At 52.8% G+C, this 18,985-nt stretch carries 13 protein-coding genes and 2 pseudogenes; 13 read left to right on the forward strand and 2 right to left on the reverse strand.

Going from position 1 to position 18,985, the window contains the following annotated elements; all coding sequences use genetic code 11:
- Window positions 1–648: pyridoxal phosphate-dependent aminotransferase (locus ADICEAN_RS14825; protein WP_040397424.1), on the reverse strand; the 648-nt coding region annotated here is incomplete at its 3' end.
- Window positions 649–1,087: 439 nt separating this feature from the next.
- Between ADICEAN_RS14825 and ADICEAN_RS14830 the strand changes: the two genes are divergently transcribed.
- The 12 genes and pseudogenes from ADICEAN_RS14830 to ADICEAN_RS14885 all read left to right on the forward strand — a co-directional run bounded on the left by ADICEAN_RS14830 (window position 1,088) and on the right by ADICEAN_RS14885 (window position 17,828).
- Window positions 1,088–2,203 (forward strand): DEAD/DEAH box helicase, encoded by a 1,116-nt coding sequence (locus ADICEAN_RS14830; RefSeq protein WP_009196445.1) that lies wholly within the window; start codon window positions 1,088–1,090, stop codon window positions 2,201–2,203.
- 626 nt (window positions 2,204–2,829) lie between these two features.
- Window positions 2,830–4,706: pseudogene (locus tag ADICEAN_RS14835) on the forward strand (PrkA family serine protein kinase).
- Between the two features lie 51 nt (window positions 4,707–4,757).
- Complete coding sequence (locus ADICEAN_RS14840; protein ID WP_009196448.1) at window positions 4,758–6,026, forward strand: YeaH/YhbH family protein; 1,269 nt, start codon at window positions 4,758–4,760, stop codon at window positions 6,024–6,026.
- A gap of 18 nt (window positions 6,027–6,044) precedes the next feature.
- Window positions 6,045–7,556, forward strand: coding sequence for a SpoVR family protein (locus ADICEAN_RS14845; RefSeq protein WP_009196449.1), 1,512 nt, complete (start codon window positions 6,045–6,047; stop codon window positions 7,554–7,556).
- 403 nt (window positions 7,557–7,959) lie between these two features.
- Window positions 7,960–8,460 (forward strand): VOC family protein, encoded by a 501-nt coding sequence (locus ADICEAN_RS14850; protein ID WP_009196450.1) that lies wholly within the window; start codon window positions 7,960–7,962, stop codon window positions 8,458–8,460.
- Window positions 8,461–8,700: 240 nt separating this feature from the next.
- A complete protein-coding gene (locus tag ADICEAN_RS21955; RefSeq protein WP_009196451.1) occupies window positions 8,701–9,513 on the forward strand; it encodes a nitrate- and nitrite sensing domain-containing protein in 813 nt (270 codons plus the stop codon).
- Window positions 9,453–12,731 (forward strand): response regulator, encoded by a 3,279-nt coding sequence (locus tag ADICEAN_RS14860; protein WP_009196452.1) that lies wholly within the window; start codon window positions 9,453–9,455, stop codon window positions 12,729–12,731. The genes ADICEAN_RS21955 and ADICEAN_RS14860 overlap by 61 nt, the downstream gene beginning before the upstream one ends.
- The gene (locus ADICEAN_RS14865) at window positions 12,721–13,551 is read left to right on the forward strand and encodes a CheR family methyltransferase (RefSeq protein ID WP_009196453.1); all 831 of its coding nucleotides are present in this window, start codon (window positions 12,721–12,723) and stop codon (window positions 13,549–13,551) included. Before ADICEAN_RS14860 ends, ADICEAN_RS14865 begins: the two co-directional genes overlap by 11 nt.
- A gap of 42 nt (window positions 13,552–13,593) precedes the next feature.
- Window positions 13,594–14,118 (forward strand): annotated as a pseudogene (locus ADICEAN_RS14870) (chemotaxis protein CheB); the annotation flags it as partial.
- Window positions 14,119–14,126: 8 nt separating this feature from the next.
- Entirely contained in the window at window positions 14,127–15,317 is a 1,191-nt protein-coding gene (locus ADICEAN_RS14875; RefSeq protein WP_009196455.1) for a sensor histidine kinase, read from the forward strand.
- A gap of 49 nt (window positions 15,318–15,366) precedes the next feature.
- The gene (locus ADICEAN_RS14880; protein WP_009196456.1) at window positions 15,367–17,400 is read left to right on the forward strand and encodes a M3 family metallopeptidase; all 2,034 of its coding nucleotides are present in this window, start codon (window positions 15,367–15,369) and stop codon (window positions 17,398–17,400) included.
- Window positions 17,401–17,462: 62 nt separating this feature from the next.
- Window positions 17,463–17,828, forward strand: a complete 366-nt coding sequence (locus ADICEAN_RS14885; RefSeq protein WP_009196457.1) for a VOC family protein — start codon at window positions 17,463–17,465, stop codon at window positions 17,826–17,828.
- Window positions 17,829–17,865: 37 nt separating this feature from the next.
- On the opposite strand, the gene ADICEAN_RS14890 is transcribed toward ADICEAN_RS14885, so the two are convergent.
- The gene (locus ADICEAN_RS14890) at window positions 17,866–18,045 is read right to left on the reverse strand and encodes a hypothetical protein (protein WP_236612931.1); all 180 of its coding nucleotides are present in this window, start codon (window positions 18,043–18,045) and stop codon (window positions 17,866–17,868) included.
- 206 nt (window positions 18,046–18,251) lie between these two features.
- On the opposite strand from ADICEAN_RS14890, the gene ADICEAN_RS14895 reads away from it, so the two are divergent.
- Window positions 18,252–18,758: a GNAT family N-acetyltransferase gene (locus ADICEAN_RS14895; RefSeq protein ID WP_009196459.1), complete on the forward strand. Its 507-nt coding sequence runs from the start codon at window positions 18,252–18,254 to the stop codon at window positions 18,756–18,758.
- The last annotated feature ends 227 nt before the right edge of the window (window positions 18,759–18,985 follow it).

Below are 18,985 nucleotides of genomic sequence, written 5' to 3' on the forward strand. Positions count from 1 at the left end.
GTTGGGGTTTAAATTGAGGCTGTAGGGGTTATCATTCACCAGCAGAAACTGCTTTTCCCTGGCCAGGGTCACCAGCTCAGCAAGCACAGCTGCCGACGCCTGAATGCCGGTGGGCATGTGCGGAAAGTTAATCCACATAAGCTTCACCTTATGCAGGTCCTGGCGGCGGAGCCACTCCAGGTCTATTCCCCCTTCAAGCCGCTGTTCCATAGGGTAGCTGCGCACCCGGGCGCCCACCAGCCGGGCTACGGCCTGGTAGGTGGGATAGCCGGGGTCGGGCACCAGCACCTCATCCCCCTCATTTAAAAAGGCCATGCTAATGTGCATAATGCCTTCTTTGGAGCCCATTAGCGGCAGGATCTCGGTTTCGGGCGCCAGGGCTACCCCATACAGGTCCCGGCTAAAGGCGGCGATGGCGGCCCGCAGCTGGGGTATGCCCTTGTAACTCTGGTAGCCATGATGGCCCGGCTGCAGGGCAGACTGGCACAGCGCCTCCAGGCTGGCTGGAGCAGGGGGGAGGTCCGGGCTGCCAATGCCCAGGTTGATCACCGGTTTGGCCGGTGTATCCAGCTGGCGCAGTTGGGCCAGTTTGCGGGAGAAGTAGTATTCTTCTACCTGCTGGAGTCTGTGGGCGGGCGCAATGATCATAGGGTATGCGGCTATATGTTTGGGATAAAGGGCTGTTGGTACAGGAAAGGGCTGAAAACAAAAAAGCCCCGAGAATTCGGGGCTTTTGGTAGAAGGTCGTATTGCGTGGTCAATAACGTACTATCCTGCTCAAGTCCCGGCGGAGGCTTAAGAAGTAATAATAAAAGTAAAAGGATACGTTCTGACGCATGTCTGGCTTTTTGCTTCTTCTAAGTACGGGATGATTTATCAGATAAGCAACAGCCTGCCGCCTTTTCTTTGTGCCAGAATAGCCGCTATCGCAAGGCTGCCGCCCGCTAAGGGGCCTGGCAACACTTCTCAATCGTTTGTGCTGGTGTCGAAGAAAAATTAGCCGGAAGCGCTCCAAAGCTGCTTGCTAAACCTAAATAGTATAGCCGGGTTTATTCCTGTATCTTTGCAGGCGATTAGACCCCCTTGTATGTCGAGAACATTTGCGCAATTAGGCATTACGGACTCTTTCCGGAAGGCCCTGGAAGAAAATGGAATACTGGACCCCACCCCCATACAGCAAAAAGCGATTCCCTTTCTGCTGGAAAAGGGAACCGACCTGATTGCCCAGGCGCAGACCGGCACGGGCAAAACCGCCGCCTTTGGCCTTCCGCTGCTGCAGAAGCTTGATCCGGCCAACCCTAAGGTGCAGGCCCTGGTGCTGGCTCCCACCCGGGAGCTGTGCCAGCAAATTGCCAAGCAGCTCTTTCGCTTTACCAAATATGGCCCCAGGCTGTTTTCGGAAGCTGTTTATGGGGGCGCCGCCATTGGTGATCAGATGAAAGCACTGCAGCGTCCCACCCACATTGTGGTAGCCACGCCCGGCCGGCTGATCGATCTATTGGAGCGCGAGGCCGTTGATCTGAGCCAGGTACGGACCGTGGTGCTTGATGAAGCCGATGAAATGCTGAGCATGGGCTTTAAAAAGGAGCTGGATCAGATTTTGGCCAAGACAAGGGGCAAGCGCTATACCTGGCTTTTTTCGGCTACCATGCCGCCAGACATCCAGGCCATCATTAAAAAATACATGGCGCCCGATGCCCACCGCATTCAGGTAGACGCCCAGCATCAGGTTAATAAGGACATCGATCACCGCTACATTATCTGTGAGGAGAACGAAAAGCTGCCTGTGTTGCTCGATTTTCTGCGCCAGCAGGAAGACAGCCGGGGCCTGGTGTTTTGTAAAACCAAAAATGGCGCCCAAACGCTGGCCAAACAGCTATCTGCCAGGAACTACCCCTCTGAGGCGTTACATGGCGACCTGCAGCAGCGGGAGCGGGACAGAGTGATGCGGGCCTTTCGGAACCGGCGGGAATTCCAGACCCTGATAGCCACCGATGTGGCGGCCCGGGGCATCCATCTGGACGATATGGCCTATGTAGTGCACTACCAGCTGCCCGACCAGCTGGAGTATTACACCCACCGCAGTGGCCGCACGGCCCGCGCAGGTAAAAAAGGCTATTCCGTTGCTCTGGTCACTCCAAGGGAACTGGCAGACATTAAAGCTCTGGAAAAAGCCCTGGATATTAAAATCAGACCCCTTTAAGCATCCGAGCTGGTCTGCCCCCCCAGCTTAGCTGCTCCTTAATATATGGTCTGGCTTTTTCAGATTGTATGTAGAGGTGCTCTCTAGGGGTACTATGAATCAAGCCCTGCTGAGCCGGGCTTTTTTTTATAGGGCGCATCCTAATAGAAGTTAAGAAGAGCACCAAGCCAGTTAGGCTGCATCGATTTCCTCTTTTGGTGAAGAGCTTCAGTTCTGCTCCGGCATTACTTATTTCAAGACTGGCGTTCCGTTTCACTACTTTTTTTCCAGGCTAAAACAGGGGGTATTCCTTTCCCTGCTAGAAATTCCATACTCCCACCGTTAAAACTTGCCCTTGCGGGAATCATCTCAAAACAGTTTCTGTTAGCTCAATAACGCCCATATTTTATTTTGTTCTTTTTGATTGCGGCAATTGTTCCAATTCGTTAAATTGATAATAGCAGGTTATTAAAGCTGATATTCTGTAATTATCAAAATTAGCTACTTGGCCCATTCAACTGGTTGCTGTATATCCGTGGCGCTTCCTGTTCGATCATTCCTGGTGTGTTTGCGAGCTACCTATAACTGTTTCAGATATGAACATTTTAGAAAAAATTAAAACCAATTACAGTACCGCCTCAAATGAAATGACGGTATCGGAGTACTTGGACCTGTGCAAAGAGGATGCTACGGCCTATGCCAAACCTGCGGAACGGATCCTGCAGGCCATTGGCGAGCCCGAATTTGTTGATACGCGGGAAGATCCGGTGCTCAGCCGCATCTTTTCAAATAAAAAGATCAAAGTGTACCCGGCCTTTAGGGAGTTCTACGGTATGGAAAGCACCATTGAACAGATTGTATCCTACTTTCGCCACTCGGCCCAGGGCCTGGAAGAAAAAAACAGATCCTTTACCTGATGGGCCCGGTGGGAGGGGGCAAAAGCTCGCTGGCCGAAAAGATCAAGCACCTGATCCAGTTTCAGCCGATCTATGTGCTGAAAGCCTATGACCAGCTCAGCCCGGTGTACGAGAGTCCCTTGGGCCTCTTTGCCGATTATAAAAAGGAGCTGGAGGAGGAATACGGCATCCCTGCCCGTTACATCCCGGCCTGCATGAGCCCCTGGGCTTCCAAGCGCCTGCGGGAGTTTGATGGGGATATTAACCGCTTTAAGGTGGTAAAACTGTACCCCTCCGTGCAGGAGCAGATAGCCGTAGCCAAGACCGAGCCAGGGGATGAGAACAACCAGGATATTTCCACCCTGGTGGGCAAGGTAGATATCCGCAAACTGGCCGAGTACCAGCAAAGTGACCCCGACGCCTACTCCTATACCGGCGGCCTGTGCCTGGCCAACCAGGGGGTGCTGGAGTTTGTAGAGATGTTCAAGGCTCCGATTAAGGTACTGAACCCCCTGCTGACGGCTACCCAGGAAAAGAACTACAAGGGAACGGAGCCCATTGGCGCCATCCCCTTCGATGGCATCATTCTGGCACACTCCAACGAATCGGAATGGGCCAAATTCACCAACGACAAAAAGAACGAAGCCTTTCTGGACCGAATCTACAAGGTACAGGTGCCCTACTGCCTGCGGGTAAGCGAAGAGATCAAGATCTACGAAAAACTGATCGAGGAGAGCTCCCTGCGCAAAGCCCCCTGTGCGCCCAAAACCCTGGAGCTATTGGCCGAATTTTCGGTGATGTCCCGCCTGAAGGAACCCGAAAACTCCAGCCTTTACTCCAAAATGCGGGTATACAATGGCGAAACCCTCAAGGAAACCGACCCCAATGCCAAATCCATACAGGAGTACCGGGACGATGCCGGTATCAACGAGGGCATGACGGGCATCTCCACCCGCTTTGCCTTCAAGATCCTCTCCAAGGTATTCAACTTTGATAGTGAGGAGATTGCCGCCAACCCCGTGCACCTGCTTTATGTGCTGGAGCAGGAGGTAGTAAAGATGATGCTGCCGCCCGATGTGGAAAACCGCTACCTGCACCTGATCAAATCCATTCTGGTAAGCAAGTATGCCGAGTTTATCTCCGATGAGATCCAGAAGGCCTATATTGAGTCCTATAGCTCTTATGGGCAGAACATCTTTGAGAAGTATGTGATCTTTGCCGACCACTGGATGCAGAACAACGATTACCGCGACCCCGATACCGGCGAGGTGATGGACCGCAGCCACCTGAACGAAGAGCTGGAGAAGATTGAGAAACCGGCCGGCATTGCCAATCCCAAAGACTTCCGGGCCGAGATCACCAACTTTACGCTGCGCTACAAAGCCAACAATGGAGGTAAAACCCCGCGCTGGGACTCCTACGAGAAGATCAAGACGGTGATCGAGAAAAAGATCTTCACCAATACCGAAGACCTGCTGCCGGTAGTCAGCTTCAATGTGAAATCAAACGAAGAGGATGAGAAAAAGCACCGCGATTTTACGCGCCGCATGAAGGAGCGCGGCTATACCGATAAGCAGATCCGCATACTGGTAGACTGGTTCCTGCGGGTGCGCAAAACCATGGCCTGATCGGGCGCTTATCCCTTTCAGGTCTTACTCACTCACTCAAGCACTACTCCCATGGGCAATATTGTAGACAGACGGAAAAACAATAAGGGAAAATCTACCGGCAACCGGCAGAAGTTTCTCAGGCGGGTGGAGGATCAGATCAAAAAGGCCATACCGGATATCATGAGCCAGGAGAGCATCAAGGATGCCGGAACAGGAGGTAGTGTGTCGGTGCCGATAAAGGGCATCGATGAACCCAGCTTCCATCACCAGCCCGGCTCGGGGCGCAAATACCTGGTGCGCCCCGGCAATGATCGGTTTAACGAAGGGGATCGCATACCCAAACCCGAAGGCGAAGGGAAGGGGGGTGGCGGTAGAGGCAAGGGCTCCAACAGTCCGGAGATCACCCAGGATGAATTTACGGTGGTGCTTTCCAGGGAAGAGTTCCTGAAGTATTTCTTTGATGATCTGGCCCTGCCTAATCTGCTGAAGAAATTCATGGATAGCACCTACACCTTCTCCTACAAGCGGGCCGGCTATACCAAAGACAGCGTGCCCTCCCGGCTTAATATCAAAAGCAGCTTTCAGCAATCACTGGCCCGGCAAATTGCCCTTAAGGGGGCTTATGAGAAAAAACTCAAAGCGCTCATGCTGCAGCTGGAGGGGGTAGCCGAGGAGGAAGAGCGAATGCTGCTGGAAGTGGAGATCGAGAAAGTGGCCCGCCAGGCCCGTACCATTCCCTTCTTTGAAGATGTGGATCTGCGCTACAACAACTTTGAGCAGGTGCCCACGCCCGTTACCTCAGCGGTGATGTTTTGCATCATGGACGTATCGGGCTCCATGGGCCAGCATGAAAAGGATATTGCCAAGCGCTTCTTTACGCTGCTTTACCTTTTCCTGACCCGCCAGTACAAGAATGTAGAGCTGGTCTTTATCCGCCACCATACCGAAGCCAAGGAGGTAGATGAGGAGGAATTCTTTAACTCCCGGGAGAGCGGGGGTACGGTAGTAGCCCCTTCGCTCAAACTGATGCACAAGATCCGCCGGGAGCGCTATGATGACAGCTGGAATGTGTACTGCTGCCAGGCCTCCGATGGGGATGTCTGGAGCCGGGAAGATGCCGTAAACTGCCGCCGCCTGCTGCGGGAGCTGATCCTGCCCTCGGTACAGTACATGGCCTATATCGAGATCAACCGAAATTCTGAAGGGGATCTTTGGCAGGCCTACAAGGAGGTGTGTGATGAGATCAACTTTTCTATGCGCCGCATACAGGAAGTGAACCAGATCTGGCCGGTATTCCGGGGCCTGTTCCGGAAACGAGACGAGCTGAATGCAGTGTAATCTACCCCCACCAGCGCCATGAACAAGAAAGAAACCTATAAATCCTTATTTTGCAACCCCAACTGGGATTATCCTACCCTGGAGGCGGCCGATGAGGTAACCGAGCGCATTGGCCGGGAGTACCTCAAGCTGAAAACCTACAGCAACCAGATTGAGATTGTGACCTCTGAGCAAATGCTGGATGCCTATTCGCTCATTGGCCTTCCCACATCCTATCCGCACTGGAAGTTCGGCAAAGATTTTGTCATGAACCAGAACAACTACAGCAAGGGGCGAATGGGGCTGTCGTACGAGATGGTGATCAACTCCAACCCCTGCATCAGCTACAACATGGAGAACAACTCCACCTGCATGATGCTGCTGGTGATTGCCCATGCCTGCCAGGGCCACAATGCCTTCTTTGCCAATAACTACATGTTTCTGGACTGGACCTCGGCCGATTCCATTGTGGACTATATGGTTTTTGCAAGGGAGTACATCATGGCCTGTGAAGAAGAGTGGGGGGAGGATGAAGTAGAGCAGGTGCTGGATGCCTGCCATGCCCTGATGAACCATGGGGTTGACCGCTACAAGAAGCCCAGCAAGCGCTCGGCACGGCAAGAGAACGAGCGCCTGCGCAAGCTTACCAGCATTCGGCATGAGAATGTGAATGAACTCTGGCGCACACTGCCCTCCCTCCGGCAGGGGGTAGAGGAAAGCCGCAAGCATAAGAAATTCCCCCAGGAGCCTGAGGAGAACCTGCTCTATTTCATCGAAAAATTCTCGCCCACGCTGCCCGACTGGAAACGGGAGATTGTACGCATTGTGCGCAAGGTAGCCCAGTACTACTACCCCCAGAGTGCCACCAAGGTGATGAATGAGGGATTTGCTTCCTTTGTGCACTACCACATCATCAACAAGATGTATGACGAGGGCTGGGTGAACGACGGCTTTATGCTGGAATTCATCAAAAGTCACAGCAGTGTGCTTTATCAGCCCGAGTACAACAGCAAGTACTTTTCCGGCCTCAACCCCTATACGCTGGGCTTCAACATCTTTATGGACATCAAGCGCATCTGCCTGGATCCCACGCCCGAAGACCGGCTCTGGTTCCCCAACCTCATTGGCAAGCACTGGCTGGATGAGGTGCACTATGCCATGGAAAACTTCCGGGACGACAGCTTTATTCTGCAGTACCTCTCGCCCAAGGTGATCCGGGACATGAAGATTTTTGCCATTACCGATGATGAAAGCAAAAAGGAATACGAGATCAATGCCATACACAACGAGCGGGGCTACAAGCGCATCCGGGAGCAGCTGAGCCAGCAGTATGACCGTGCCAACTGGGTGCCCAATATCCAGGTCACAGGCCTGGATCTGCATGCTACCAACAAGCTCACCCTAACCCACAGCCTCTACAACGATCGCAAGCTGGAGCCCGAAGAGACCCGCAAAACCCTGGAGCAGCTCAGATCCCTGTGGGGGTTTCCCGTAGAGATCCTTACCCGCAACAAACTGGGGGTAAATGAGCAGAGCTTTGTGTGCCGCTGAGCAGTCCCGAAACAGGAAAATATTTTAAAAATAGTAGCCCCTGCCAGCGAACTTTCCGCACCCGTTTTACGATTAATAACTCGGTGACGGGCGTTATCCGGTTTAGTAGAACCGATTTCTTACTAAAAGAAAGGAGGTACAATGTCTAGTCCAATGAACTGTTATCTATATCAAATCGCTGCAGGTGTTGCTTACTAAGCAAGGCTGCTTGGTGAAGTGATCCGCAGAGGATACGATAACGCATATGGATTTTAATACCGGCGGCTGGTGCTGCCGGTATTTCTATTTTTAGCCCTTCAGGCGGGCGTCTCAGGCCTCTTTTTTTTGCAGCCTAATCAAAACCTTTTTTAGCGTGTTATAGCATGCAAAGCTTATCCGGCAGGCCGGCCCTGTCCCTTACAATATGGAAACTCCTTATACCATTCCCGCTGCTACCCGCATAGGCCATGTACATCTGAAAGTTGCCGATCTGGACCGATCGCTGGCCTTTTACCGCGATTTGCTGGGCTTTAGCCTCATAACCATGTACGGAACCGGGGCAGCTTTTATTTCTGCAGGGGGCTATCACCATCACATTGGCCTCAATACCTGGTATAGCAAGGGCGCTGCTCCGGCCCCGGTTAACAGTGCAGGCCTTTTCCATACCGCCATCCTGTACCCAAACCGACGAGACCTGGCCGTGGCCCTCAAACGGCTGCTGGACGCCGGCTACCCCCTTACCGGAGCCTCCGATCATGGCGTATCCGAAGCACTCTACCTGAACGATCCGGACAACAATGGGGTGGAGTTGTATTGGGACCGTAGCCCGGAGGAATGGCCCCGGCTGGAAGATGGCAGCATTACCATGTATACCCGGCCGCTGAACCTGGAAAATCTGCTGGCTGAGCTGGAAGAAGAACGCTAGAAGTGGCCCTATAGCCCTGTTTGATGGGGTAGGCTCTGTATGCAGACAGGTAAAATACAAGCCTGGGCAGGCTACTCGCACGCTAATTTTTGGGCATACCCTCCATTGCTCATCAACATTTCGTACCTTTGAAACAGATTTTCAGGCCAGGTTTATTTTTAGAGGTACTGGTTTTAATGCCCTATTCTTTCTCCCTTTTGGTGGCCTGCAGATCCACATTATTACCTAGAAACCCTTTTCATGAAGTTGATCAGAAATCTTAGGATCAGAGATAAGCTCCTGTTGCTGCTGCTGCTCCTGCTGATACCCCTTATCTACTTTGTTACCACCACGGTGCAGCGGGAGCTAAGGGCAACCGCTGAATTGAATGAAGTGGCAGCACAGCTGCGGGAATCGGCTGCCATTTCGGCCTATGTGCATGAGTTCCAGAAAGAGCGGGCCCGCCTGATGGCCGCCGAGCAGGATAGTGCAGCCTATTACCGGGAAGCCCTACAGCAGCGCGAGCGAACTGATGTGGCGGAGCAGCAGCTGCAGCAGGAGCTGGACGATGCAAACCACCAGTTTGCTGATCTGGCCCTGGCGCAGGGATTACGGCAATACCGTAGGGATAGTGACAAAGGGCAACTTAATGTAGAGGATTTCAGGATCTACTCGGCAGACCTGCTGAACCGCTTTCTGTACAAGATCGATGAAAATGCCACCGGTATCAGCAATGTAACCCTTAGCCGGGACCTCATAGGGTTTACCAATCTGGTGAAAACCAAAATTCAGCTGGCTCGCATCAGGAGCCAGATGGCCAGAACCATAGAGGTAGGCCAGTTCTCCATAGGCGAATATGGCGCGTTTACGGCTCAGAAGGAGCTCTACTATACCTATTTGAATGACTTTAAGCGCTATGCCACCATGCAGGAGCTGGCAGCCGCCCGGGAGCTTACCAATACGCAGGATTATCAGACCCTGGCCGCTTTTTTGTACTGTTGGAACGCAACCCAATGCAAAACCTCTCCGGCTATGATACCCGGGAAGTATTTGAACTGTTCACAAAAAGCATAGAGGCCTACAAGCAGCTGGAAGACCGGATGATACGCCGCATTCAGGCCGAAGTAGAAGCTGAAAAATCAAAGCGAAGCCGCCAGCTTATTGGCCTTGTGGCTTTTTTGCTGGTAATGCTGGGGCTGGCCATTGTTCTGTCATTTTACATTGTTAACCTGATCTCCACCTCGCTGTATAGCCTTAAGCTGGCCGCCGAGCGTGTGCGCCTGGGCGCTACAGATGTGAAAATAGGCATAACCAGCCGAGATGAAATAGGAGAGGTAGCCGATGCCTTCCGGGGCCTGGTGCGCAAAAGCATTGGCCTTACCGAAGTGGCCAGGGCCATCGGAGAGGGACGCTATGATCTGCCGGTAGCCATTCAGAGTCCGGAAGATAACCTTAGCATGGCCATCAGTGATATGCAGGAAAAGTTGCAGCGCTATTCCACGGAGAGCAACCGCCGCAGCTGGATCCTCAACGGGGTATCGGAGCTGAACTCCCTGATTGCCGGAGAAGGAAACCTCCAGGAGCTGGCCGAAAAAGTGATTGCCTTTCTTTGCACCTATACCCAGGCGGAAGCGGGCGTTCTGTACCTGCACAATGATGCGGGCCGTCTGATTCCGGCAAGTACCTATGGCCTCACCCACAGGCTGGAGCAGATCCCCTCCTTTGAGCTGGGCGCTGGCAAGGTGGGGCTGGCCGTGCGTGAAAACAGCATAAAAATACTCAGGCAGGTGCCCGATGAGTATCTAAAGCTGCAAACGGGCCTGAGCGAGCTACAGCCAGCGACGGTTTTTGTGCTGCCGCTGGTGTTTTCGGGCAACAACGTAGGGGCCATTGAGCTGTGCAGCCGCCAGGAGGCTACCCCCCTGCAACAGGAATTTTTTAAGACCGTTTCGGAGCGCATTGCTATCATTCTGCATACGCTGCAGGCCCATGTGCATACCCAGGAGCTGCTCTACGAAACCCAGAACCAGGCCGAAGAGCTGGAAACCCAGCAAGAAGAGCTGCGCCAGCTGAATGCCGAACTCAAGGCTTCTGAAGAAGAACTAAAGGTGAACCAGGAAGAACTGCAGGAAAAGAACTCCGAGCTGGAAGAAAAAGCCCAGCTGCTGGAAGAGCAGTTTGAAGCCGTACGAACCAAGAATCAGGCCCTGGAAGATGCCCGCCAGGCCATTGAGCTCAAAATACAGCAGGTGGAAACCGTCAGCAAATACAAGAGCGAGTTTCTGGCCAATATGTCGCATGAACTGCGTACCCCGCTCAACAGTATCCTGATCCTTTCCCGCCTGCTGGCCGACAATACTGATGACCGCCTAAGTGAAAAACAGATCGAGCAGGCCAGGATCATTCATAATTCAGGGGCCGATCTGCTGAAGCTGATCAACGAGATTCTGGATCTTTCCAAGATCGAGTCGGGGCAGATCCGTCTGGAGATTGCACCGGTACCCCTTGCGGACCTTAAGCTGGATAAGGTATTCTCAGAAATGGCCAGCAACAAAAACGTTGCCTTCAGCATGCGGCTGGCGCCAGATCTGCCGGAGAGCATCCGCACCGATCGGTTCCGCCTGGAGCAGATCCTCAAGAATTTCATTAGCAATGCCATTAAGTTTACCCCTGCCGGCGGCAGCGTAGAGCTATCCATCTACCCCCTTGCCGAGGCGGAGGGTAAGGCTGGCTCCACTGGCAAAGAAAGCGGTACGCCCATTGCCTTCTCGGTAAAAGATACCGGCATAGGCATTCCAAAAGACAAGCAGGATCTGATCTTTGAAGCCTTCCAGCAGGCCGATTCCTCCACCACCCGCAAGTTTGGTGGTACGGGTCTGGGGCTGGCCATCAGCCGCGAGCTCGCCAACCTGCTGGGCGGTCAGATCAGGCTGCAAAGTGAACAGGGCAAAGGCAGTACCTTTACCCTGATCATGCCCCAGCATGGGCAGCAGCAGGAAGAAGCACCTGCCCAGACCAGCAGTCGCAGCCGGGTGGTGCCTGCCCTTACACAAAGCAAACAAGAATCGGCCAGGGAGCTTTTCTCCAGCCTGGATACCCGAACTGACCGGACCAAAAAGGAGGTTTGCCTGCTCATCATTGAAGATGATAAAGGCTTTAACGGGATCCTGGCAGATTTTGCCCAGGCCAAAAACTTCAGGGTGAAGCAGGCCTTTACGGGCCGGCAGGGCCTGGAACTTGCCCGCGAAGTTTCTCCCGATGCCGTTCTGCTGGACATTAACCTGCCCGATATGTCGGGCTGGGAGGTACTGCAGCAGATACGGGAAGACCGGGACCTGCGCCACATCAATGTGCATGTGATGTCGGCCTACGATCGGGAGGTAGTGGGCAAGCATGAGCAGAATGAGGAGTACCTGCCCAAGCCGGTTACCCTGGAGATGCTCAACAAGGCCTTTACCACTATTTCGGCCACTACTGCGCGCAGCATTGAAACTACCCTGATTGTAGAAGATAATGAAATTGAAAACAATGCCATTGGCGAATTGCTTTTAAGTCATGGTATTCATTCAGTCTCGGCCCATTCGGCCGAGGAGGCCGAAAAAGTGCTGGCCAAGCAGAAGATCGACTGCATTATTCTGGACCTGAACCTGCCGGGCATGAAGGGGCAGGAGTGGATGCAGAAGATCAGGGCTAAAAAGGGCCTTGCCGATATCCCCATCATCATCTACTCGGGCAAAGACCTGAGTGAAGAAGAAGAGATCAGCCTTAAGCGCCATGCCAATACCATCATCATCAAAAATGAGCATTCCTACCTGCGGCTGCTGGATGAGGTACAACTCTTCCTGCATAAAGTAAACAAGAAGCTGCCCGTAGGCAATGACTTTAAAATGAAGCTGCACGTGCCAGAAGAGATCCTGAAGGGGAAGAAAATACTGGTGGCCGATGATGATGTGCGCAATGTGTACTCACTCTGCAGCCTGCTGGAAATGCAGGGCATGGAGATAGTAGTGGCCTATAATGGACAGGAGGCCCTCAACAAGCTGAAAGCCGAGGAAGAAGTTGACCTGGTACTGATGGACGTAATGATGCCCGAAATGGATGGCATTGAGGCCATTAAGCACATCCGCCGGCAGTCCCGCTACAAACAGCTGCCCATCATTGCCCTTACAGCCAAGGCCATGAAAGAAGACCGCGAAAAATGCATTGCCGCAGGGGCTTCGGATTATATTCCCAAGCCAGTGGATACAGATAAACTGCTAACGCTTATGCGGGTATGGTTATATGAAGGATGATCAGGAAGATCTTTTTGAACAGGAGGTAGAAGCGCTCATTACGGCCATCAATGCCCACTATGGCTATGATTTTTCGGGATATGCCCGGGCATCGGTTTACCGGCGCATCAGGCGCTTTATGGACAACAAGCGCCTGCCGGGAATTCCAGAACTGCAGCAGGCCGTGCTGCGGGATAGTTATTTTTTTGAGGGATTTTTGCAGGAGGTGACCGTAAATGTTACCGAAATGTTCAGGGACCCCAGCTTTTTTCTATCCCTGCGCCAGCATGTGCTGCCCAGGCTGTCTACCTACCCGCACATCAAGATCTGGGATGCCGGCTGCTCTACCGGAGAGGAGCTCTTTTCCCTGCTGATCCTGCTGGAAGAAGAGGGCCTGCTGAAACGCACCAAGGTGTATGCCACCGACATCAACCAGAAAGTGCTGAAAGAAGCCCGGGAGGGGATCTATCCTGCGCGCTCCATCGCTGCCTACACAGCCGGTTACTATGCCGCTGGCGGCAAGCGGGAGTTTTCTTCCTACTACACCAGCAACTACGGAGGCATCAAGTTTAACTCCTCCCTGCTAAAAAACGTGCTGTTCTATCCGCACAACCTGGCCACCGATTTTTCTTTCAATGAGTTTCACCTCATTATCTGCCGCAATGTGCTGATTTACTTTACTCGGGAGCTGCAGGAAAAAGTATATGCCCTGTTTGATGAAAGCCTGGTACCGCTGGGCTATCTGGGGCTGGGCAAAAAAGAAACGCTTACACTGGCGGGAATAAGCAAGGATTTTGAAGTTATAGATAAAAGCAATCGGATATACCGGAAAATTCGCTGATGAGGCAGAAGATACAGGCAGTAGTGATGTGGGGGATCCTGGGGGGGTATAAAAGCTTCTACCACTATTCTAAGTGCCCTGCCGGCCAGCTACAGCATTCCCATTATACTGGTGTTGCACCGCCTGCGCAACAATGATAGTGACCTGCAAAGCGTATATGCCCGCAAACTGGCCCTGCAGGTGCAGGAAATAGAAGAGAAAGAGACATTAGCTCCCGGAAATGTGTACATTGCTCCACCAAACTACCATGTGCTGCTGGAGAAGGATCTTTCATTTTCGCTGGACAGTTCGGAGTTGGAAAATTTTTCAAGACCCTCCATTGACGTTACCTTTGCCAGTGCGGCCCGGGTATTGGGCAAAGGTGTGGCGGGCATATTGCTGAGCGGTGCCAATTCCGATGGCAGCAAAGGGCTCAAAGCCATAGCCGAAAAAGGCGGACTGGCCATTGTACAGGATCCGGCCGAGGCAGAAGTGGCCACCATGCCTGCTGCCGGGCTGCGGCTTACGCCAGCTTGTCGAGTGTTTACTTTACAAAAAATACAGGATTTTCTAACTTCACTTCTTTAAGCGAATACGTGCAACCAGTACACACCAAAGCACAGCCGGCCAGCATAGAGCAAGTAAAGATCCTGCTGGTGGACGACAGGCCCGAAAACCTGATCAGCCTGGAGAGTTTGCTGCGCCAGGAAGGGGAGGGCATCACCTACCTGTTTGCCCACTCGGGTACAGAAGCCCTCAAAATTGCGCTTAAGGAAGAACTGGCCCTGATACTGCTGGATGTGCAAATGCCGGTAATGAATGGCTATGAAGTAGCCCAATACCTGCGCAGCAACTTCATGACCCGCGATATTCCCATTATTTTTGTTACGGCCATTGATGAGAAAACCTCTCACATTGTAGAGGGCTTTGAGGCTGGCGGGGTAGATTTTCTGTTCAAGCCGCTGCACTCCTTCATCACCCGGGCCAAGGTATCGGCCTTTGTGAGCTTTTACCGCCAGAAGAAAGCGCTGGAAAAAGCGCATCGGGACATGATCTCGTTAAACCGGCAGCTGGAGGAGCGCGTAAGCCAGCGAACCGAAGAGTTGCTGCGCATCAACAATGATCTGGATAATTTTATCTATACCGCCTCCCATGATCTAAAGGCCCCCATAAGCAATATTGAGGGGCTTATGAACCTCTTTTACAAGCAGCTGAGCAAAGAATCCCGCAGCAGTCAGGAGTTTGCCAACCTGCAGGGCATGATCAACGAGTCTATTGAACGTTTTAAGAACACCCTGCAGGATCTTACCGAAGTTGCCAAAGTACAACAGGAGGCCGGCACTAAGGATACTGTTTATTTTGCTGAACTGGTAGAAGAGGTAAAACATAACATTCAGGAGGCCATTAGCAGCTCTGGCGCCGAGATCAGCGAAGATTTTTCAAAGGCGCCTCGCATTGACTTTTCCCGCAAAAACCTGCGCAGCATCCTGTACAATCTGCTAAGCAATGCCATCAAATACAGCTCGCCCGAACGCACCCCTCAGGTGAGCGTGTCTACTTCCCTCTCCGGCCCCTATGTGCTGCTGCAGGTGAAGGACAACGGGCTGGGCATTGCCGAAAAAGACCAGGCGAAGGTATTTGCCATGTTTAAGCGCCTGCATACCCACGTAGAGGGTACAGGAGTAGGCATGGCTATTGTAAAGCGCATTGTGGAGAACAGCGGCGGCAGAATTGAAATAGAAAGCAAGCCAGGAGAAGGCTCCTGCTTTAAGGTGTATCTGAAATAAGGCCGCCGGCCACTGCTGTGCACAGGCCAGAGGTAAACTACTTTTTTTTATGAATCCATTCCTATCCCCTTTTAACACCCCCTTTGCTACCCCCCCCTTTGAAGAAATAACCAATGCCCATTTTTTGCCGGCCCTGGAGCAGGCCATTCAGGAGGGCAAGCAGGAGGTAGCCGCCATTACGGCCAATCCCGAAGCCCCAACCTTTGAAAATACGCTGGAGGCGCTGGAACGCAGCGGCGAAAAGGTGGGCCTGGTTTCCGGCATATTCTTTAACCTTAATTCGGCAGAGACCAATGATGAGATGCAGGCCCTTGCCCGCGATATTTCGCCGCTGCTCTCTGACTATACCAATGACATCATGCTGGACGAAGCACTTTTTGCGCGCATCCGGCAGGTGCATGCCCAAAAAGACCAGCTTAGCCTCAGCCCCGAACAGCATACCCTGCTGGATAAAACCTATAAAAGCTTTGTGCGCAACGGGGCGCTGCTCTCTGAGGCGCAAAAACAACGCCTCCGGGAGATCGATAAGGAACTCTCGCAACTCTCGCTGCAGTTTGGCGAGCGGGTGCTGAAAGAAACCAATACCTACAGCCTGGAAATTACCGACCAGAAGGATCTGGCCGGCCTGCCCGGGCATGCGGTAGAAGCCGCCGCCGCTGCGGCCAAAGAACAGGGAAAGGAGGGGAGCTGGTTGTTTACGCTGCATTTTCCGAGTTATATCCCCTTTATGACCTATGCCGATAACAGGCAGTTGCGGGAGCAGCTGTTTAGGGCCTATGGGTCCAGAGCCTTTAAGGGTGATGAGCAGGACAACCAGGAGACCATCCTTAAAAAGGTAGGCCTCCGCCAGGAGCGGGCCCAGCTGCTGGGCTATGCCTCTCATGCCGATTTTGTGCTGGAAGAGCGCATGGCTGAGTCGCCGGCCAAGGTGTTTGAGTTTCTGGAAACCCTGCTAGGCTATGCCAAACCCGTGGCCCGGCGGGAACTGGAGGAGCTTACGCAGTATGCACACTCGCTGGGCGGCCCCCAGAAGCTGGAGCGCTGGGACATTGCTTACTACTCCGAGAAGCTCAAAATGGAAAAGTATGCCATTGATGATGAGATGCTGAAGCCCTACTTTAAGCTGGAGACTGTGATAGATGGGGTATTTCAGGTGGCCGGCCGGCTTTATGGGCTGCAGTTCAGGCCGCTTAAGGGTGTACAGGTCTATCATCCGGATGTGCAGGTATATGAAGTGCTGGATGAGCAGCAGCAGCATATGGCCGTGTTCTATGCCGATTTCTTTCCCCGCCCGGGTAAGCGCAACGGCGCCTGGATGACCTCTTTCCGCGGCCAGAAAAAAGTGGCGGGCGAAAATGTGCGTCCGCATATTTCCATCGTCTGCAATTTTACCAAACCAACGGCCACTACCCCTTCGCTGCTCACCTTTAATGAGGTAACCACCCTTTTTCATGAGTTTGGCCACGCCCTGCACGGCATCCTGGCCGATGGCACCTATGAGAGCCTGAGCGGTACCAGCGTGTATTGGGATTTTGTGGAACTTCCCTCCCAGGTGCTGGAGAATTGGGTGTATGAAAAAGAAAGCCTTGATCTTTTTGCCCGCCATTACCAGACCGGTGAGGCCATTCCGGAAGAGATGATCCGCAAAATAAAGGCGAGCGCCAACTTTATGGAAGCTTACCAGACCGTGCGCCAGATAGGCCTGGCCCGCCTGGACATGGGCTGGCACATTGCCCGAGCAGCCTCCATAACCGATGTAGGCGCTTATGAGCGGGAGCTCCTGCAGGATACCGATCTATTACCCCCCGTAGCGGGCACCAGCACCAGTGCCTCCTTCTCCCACATCTTCCAGGGAGGCTACTCCTCGGGCTACTACAGCTATAAGTGGGCCGAGGTGCTGGATGCAGATGCCTTTGAATTTTTTCAGGAGCGGGGCATCTTCAATAAAGATACCGCCGACCTGTTTAAGAAACATGTGCTAAGCGCCGGCGGCAGTGAGCATCCGATGGAGTTATACAAACGGTTTAGAGGCAAAGAACCCTCACCGGAGGCCTTGCTCCGAAGAACCGGCATGCTCAACTAACCCTATGGGCGGGCTGTGCGGAACTGCACAGCCCGCATTTTTTTTACACCTTTTTAATTCAAATGGATATAGAAGAACTCAACCATGTGGCCATCTGGGTAAAGGACCTGGAAGCCAGCCGGGCATTCTATCAGCGACAGCTAGGGCTGGAGGCTATTCCACGCCCGGCCTTTGATTTTCCGGGAGCCTGGTTTCGGCTGGGGGCCGGACAGGAGCTGCACCTGATTGGCGGCCGGAAGCAGGAACTGAGCCTGGACAGGCGGCATCATTTTGCGCTCAAGGTACGATCGGCAAGGGAGGCTGCGCACTGGCTTCAGCAGAAAGGGGTGACATACCGCGGCCCTAAACCACGGCCCGATGGTGCCATCCAACTCTTTATTCAGGACCCGGATGGGTATACGATTGAGCTTTTTGAAGATAATGCCTGAAGGGCAGGGGGACAGCTGATTGGGACCTATGCTATAACTAGGACTTTTTTGAGTCTATGAGAAGCCCGTAAAGCACCGGACTAAATATGGACAGGTTCTCCAGGAAGGTGGCAAGGCTGTAAAACTGGCTTGGGGCAATCTCCGGATTTTCGGCCATGTGCGCCAGGGCTTTCTCCAGGGCTTCCTGGTAGCGTGCATCAAATTCTTCTGGGCTCATGTCCATAGGGGCTGCTTTTGGGCTTCTATATTAACAACAAGGGTACTCAAATAAGTTTAAAGCACTACTTTTTTATCTCTTTCCAATAACAAAAAATATTTTTGCTTCAGGACAGGCTCCCCAGATAAAATGTTGAAAAATTCTGCTGAACTTGCAATCTGTTATCCAGCCAACACACGGATTAAAACTGGATAAAACTAGTATTTGTGGAGCACAGCTTCAAAGAAATCACCCACTCCCCAGCGTCTTTTTTTTCTATTTTACCCCCCGATTGGCAGGAAGGCATTGTGCCCCACTGGTCTGCCTACGAGCAGTCAGCCCGCATCTTTGTGCTGGAAGCTGATGGACAGATACTTGGCGGGGGTATCGTTTTCTCAAGCACCTCGCCCGATACACATCCTACCTACCTGGAGGATGCCCAGCGCTGGTTTGCCGAGGGCTATCTTTATATTGGTTTTCTGTGGATCTCGGAGCAGTACCGCGATAAGCAGCTGGGCTCAGCCTGGCTGCAGCAGCTCTATGACCAGCTGCCCCTGAACCGTTTCTGGCTGGCTATAGAAGACTACAGACTGGCCAATTTTTACCGCAGAAATGGCTTTACGCTGATTGAAGAACTGACCGGCCCCGACACCACCGAATGGGTACTGGCCATGCACGGCAAGGTGCAGGTATGCGAAAGTAGCTGGCAGGTACTGGAAAGCAAGTCGGCCTGAGCAAGGGTTCTTTCCGCTGCTACCGGCCTCGTCACTGCTAGCGAAGCGCGCCAATCTGGCTTCCGTCCCTATGCAGTCTGCTTGCCGCTTAGCGGCCTCCCTGCCTGAAACTACTTCTTTGGCTGCGGGGCTTGATCCTATAGACCCGTTGCAGACAGCAAAACATGAGTCATCCCGAATTTTAGAGAATACTTATTTTTAATAAAAACGGCCTACTGAAATTATTC

Source organism: Cesiribacter andamanensis AMV16 (assembly GCF_000348925.1).
Lineage (GTDB): Bacteria > Bacteroidota > Bacteroidia > Cytophagales > Cyclobacteriaceae > Cesiribacter > Cesiribacter andamanensis.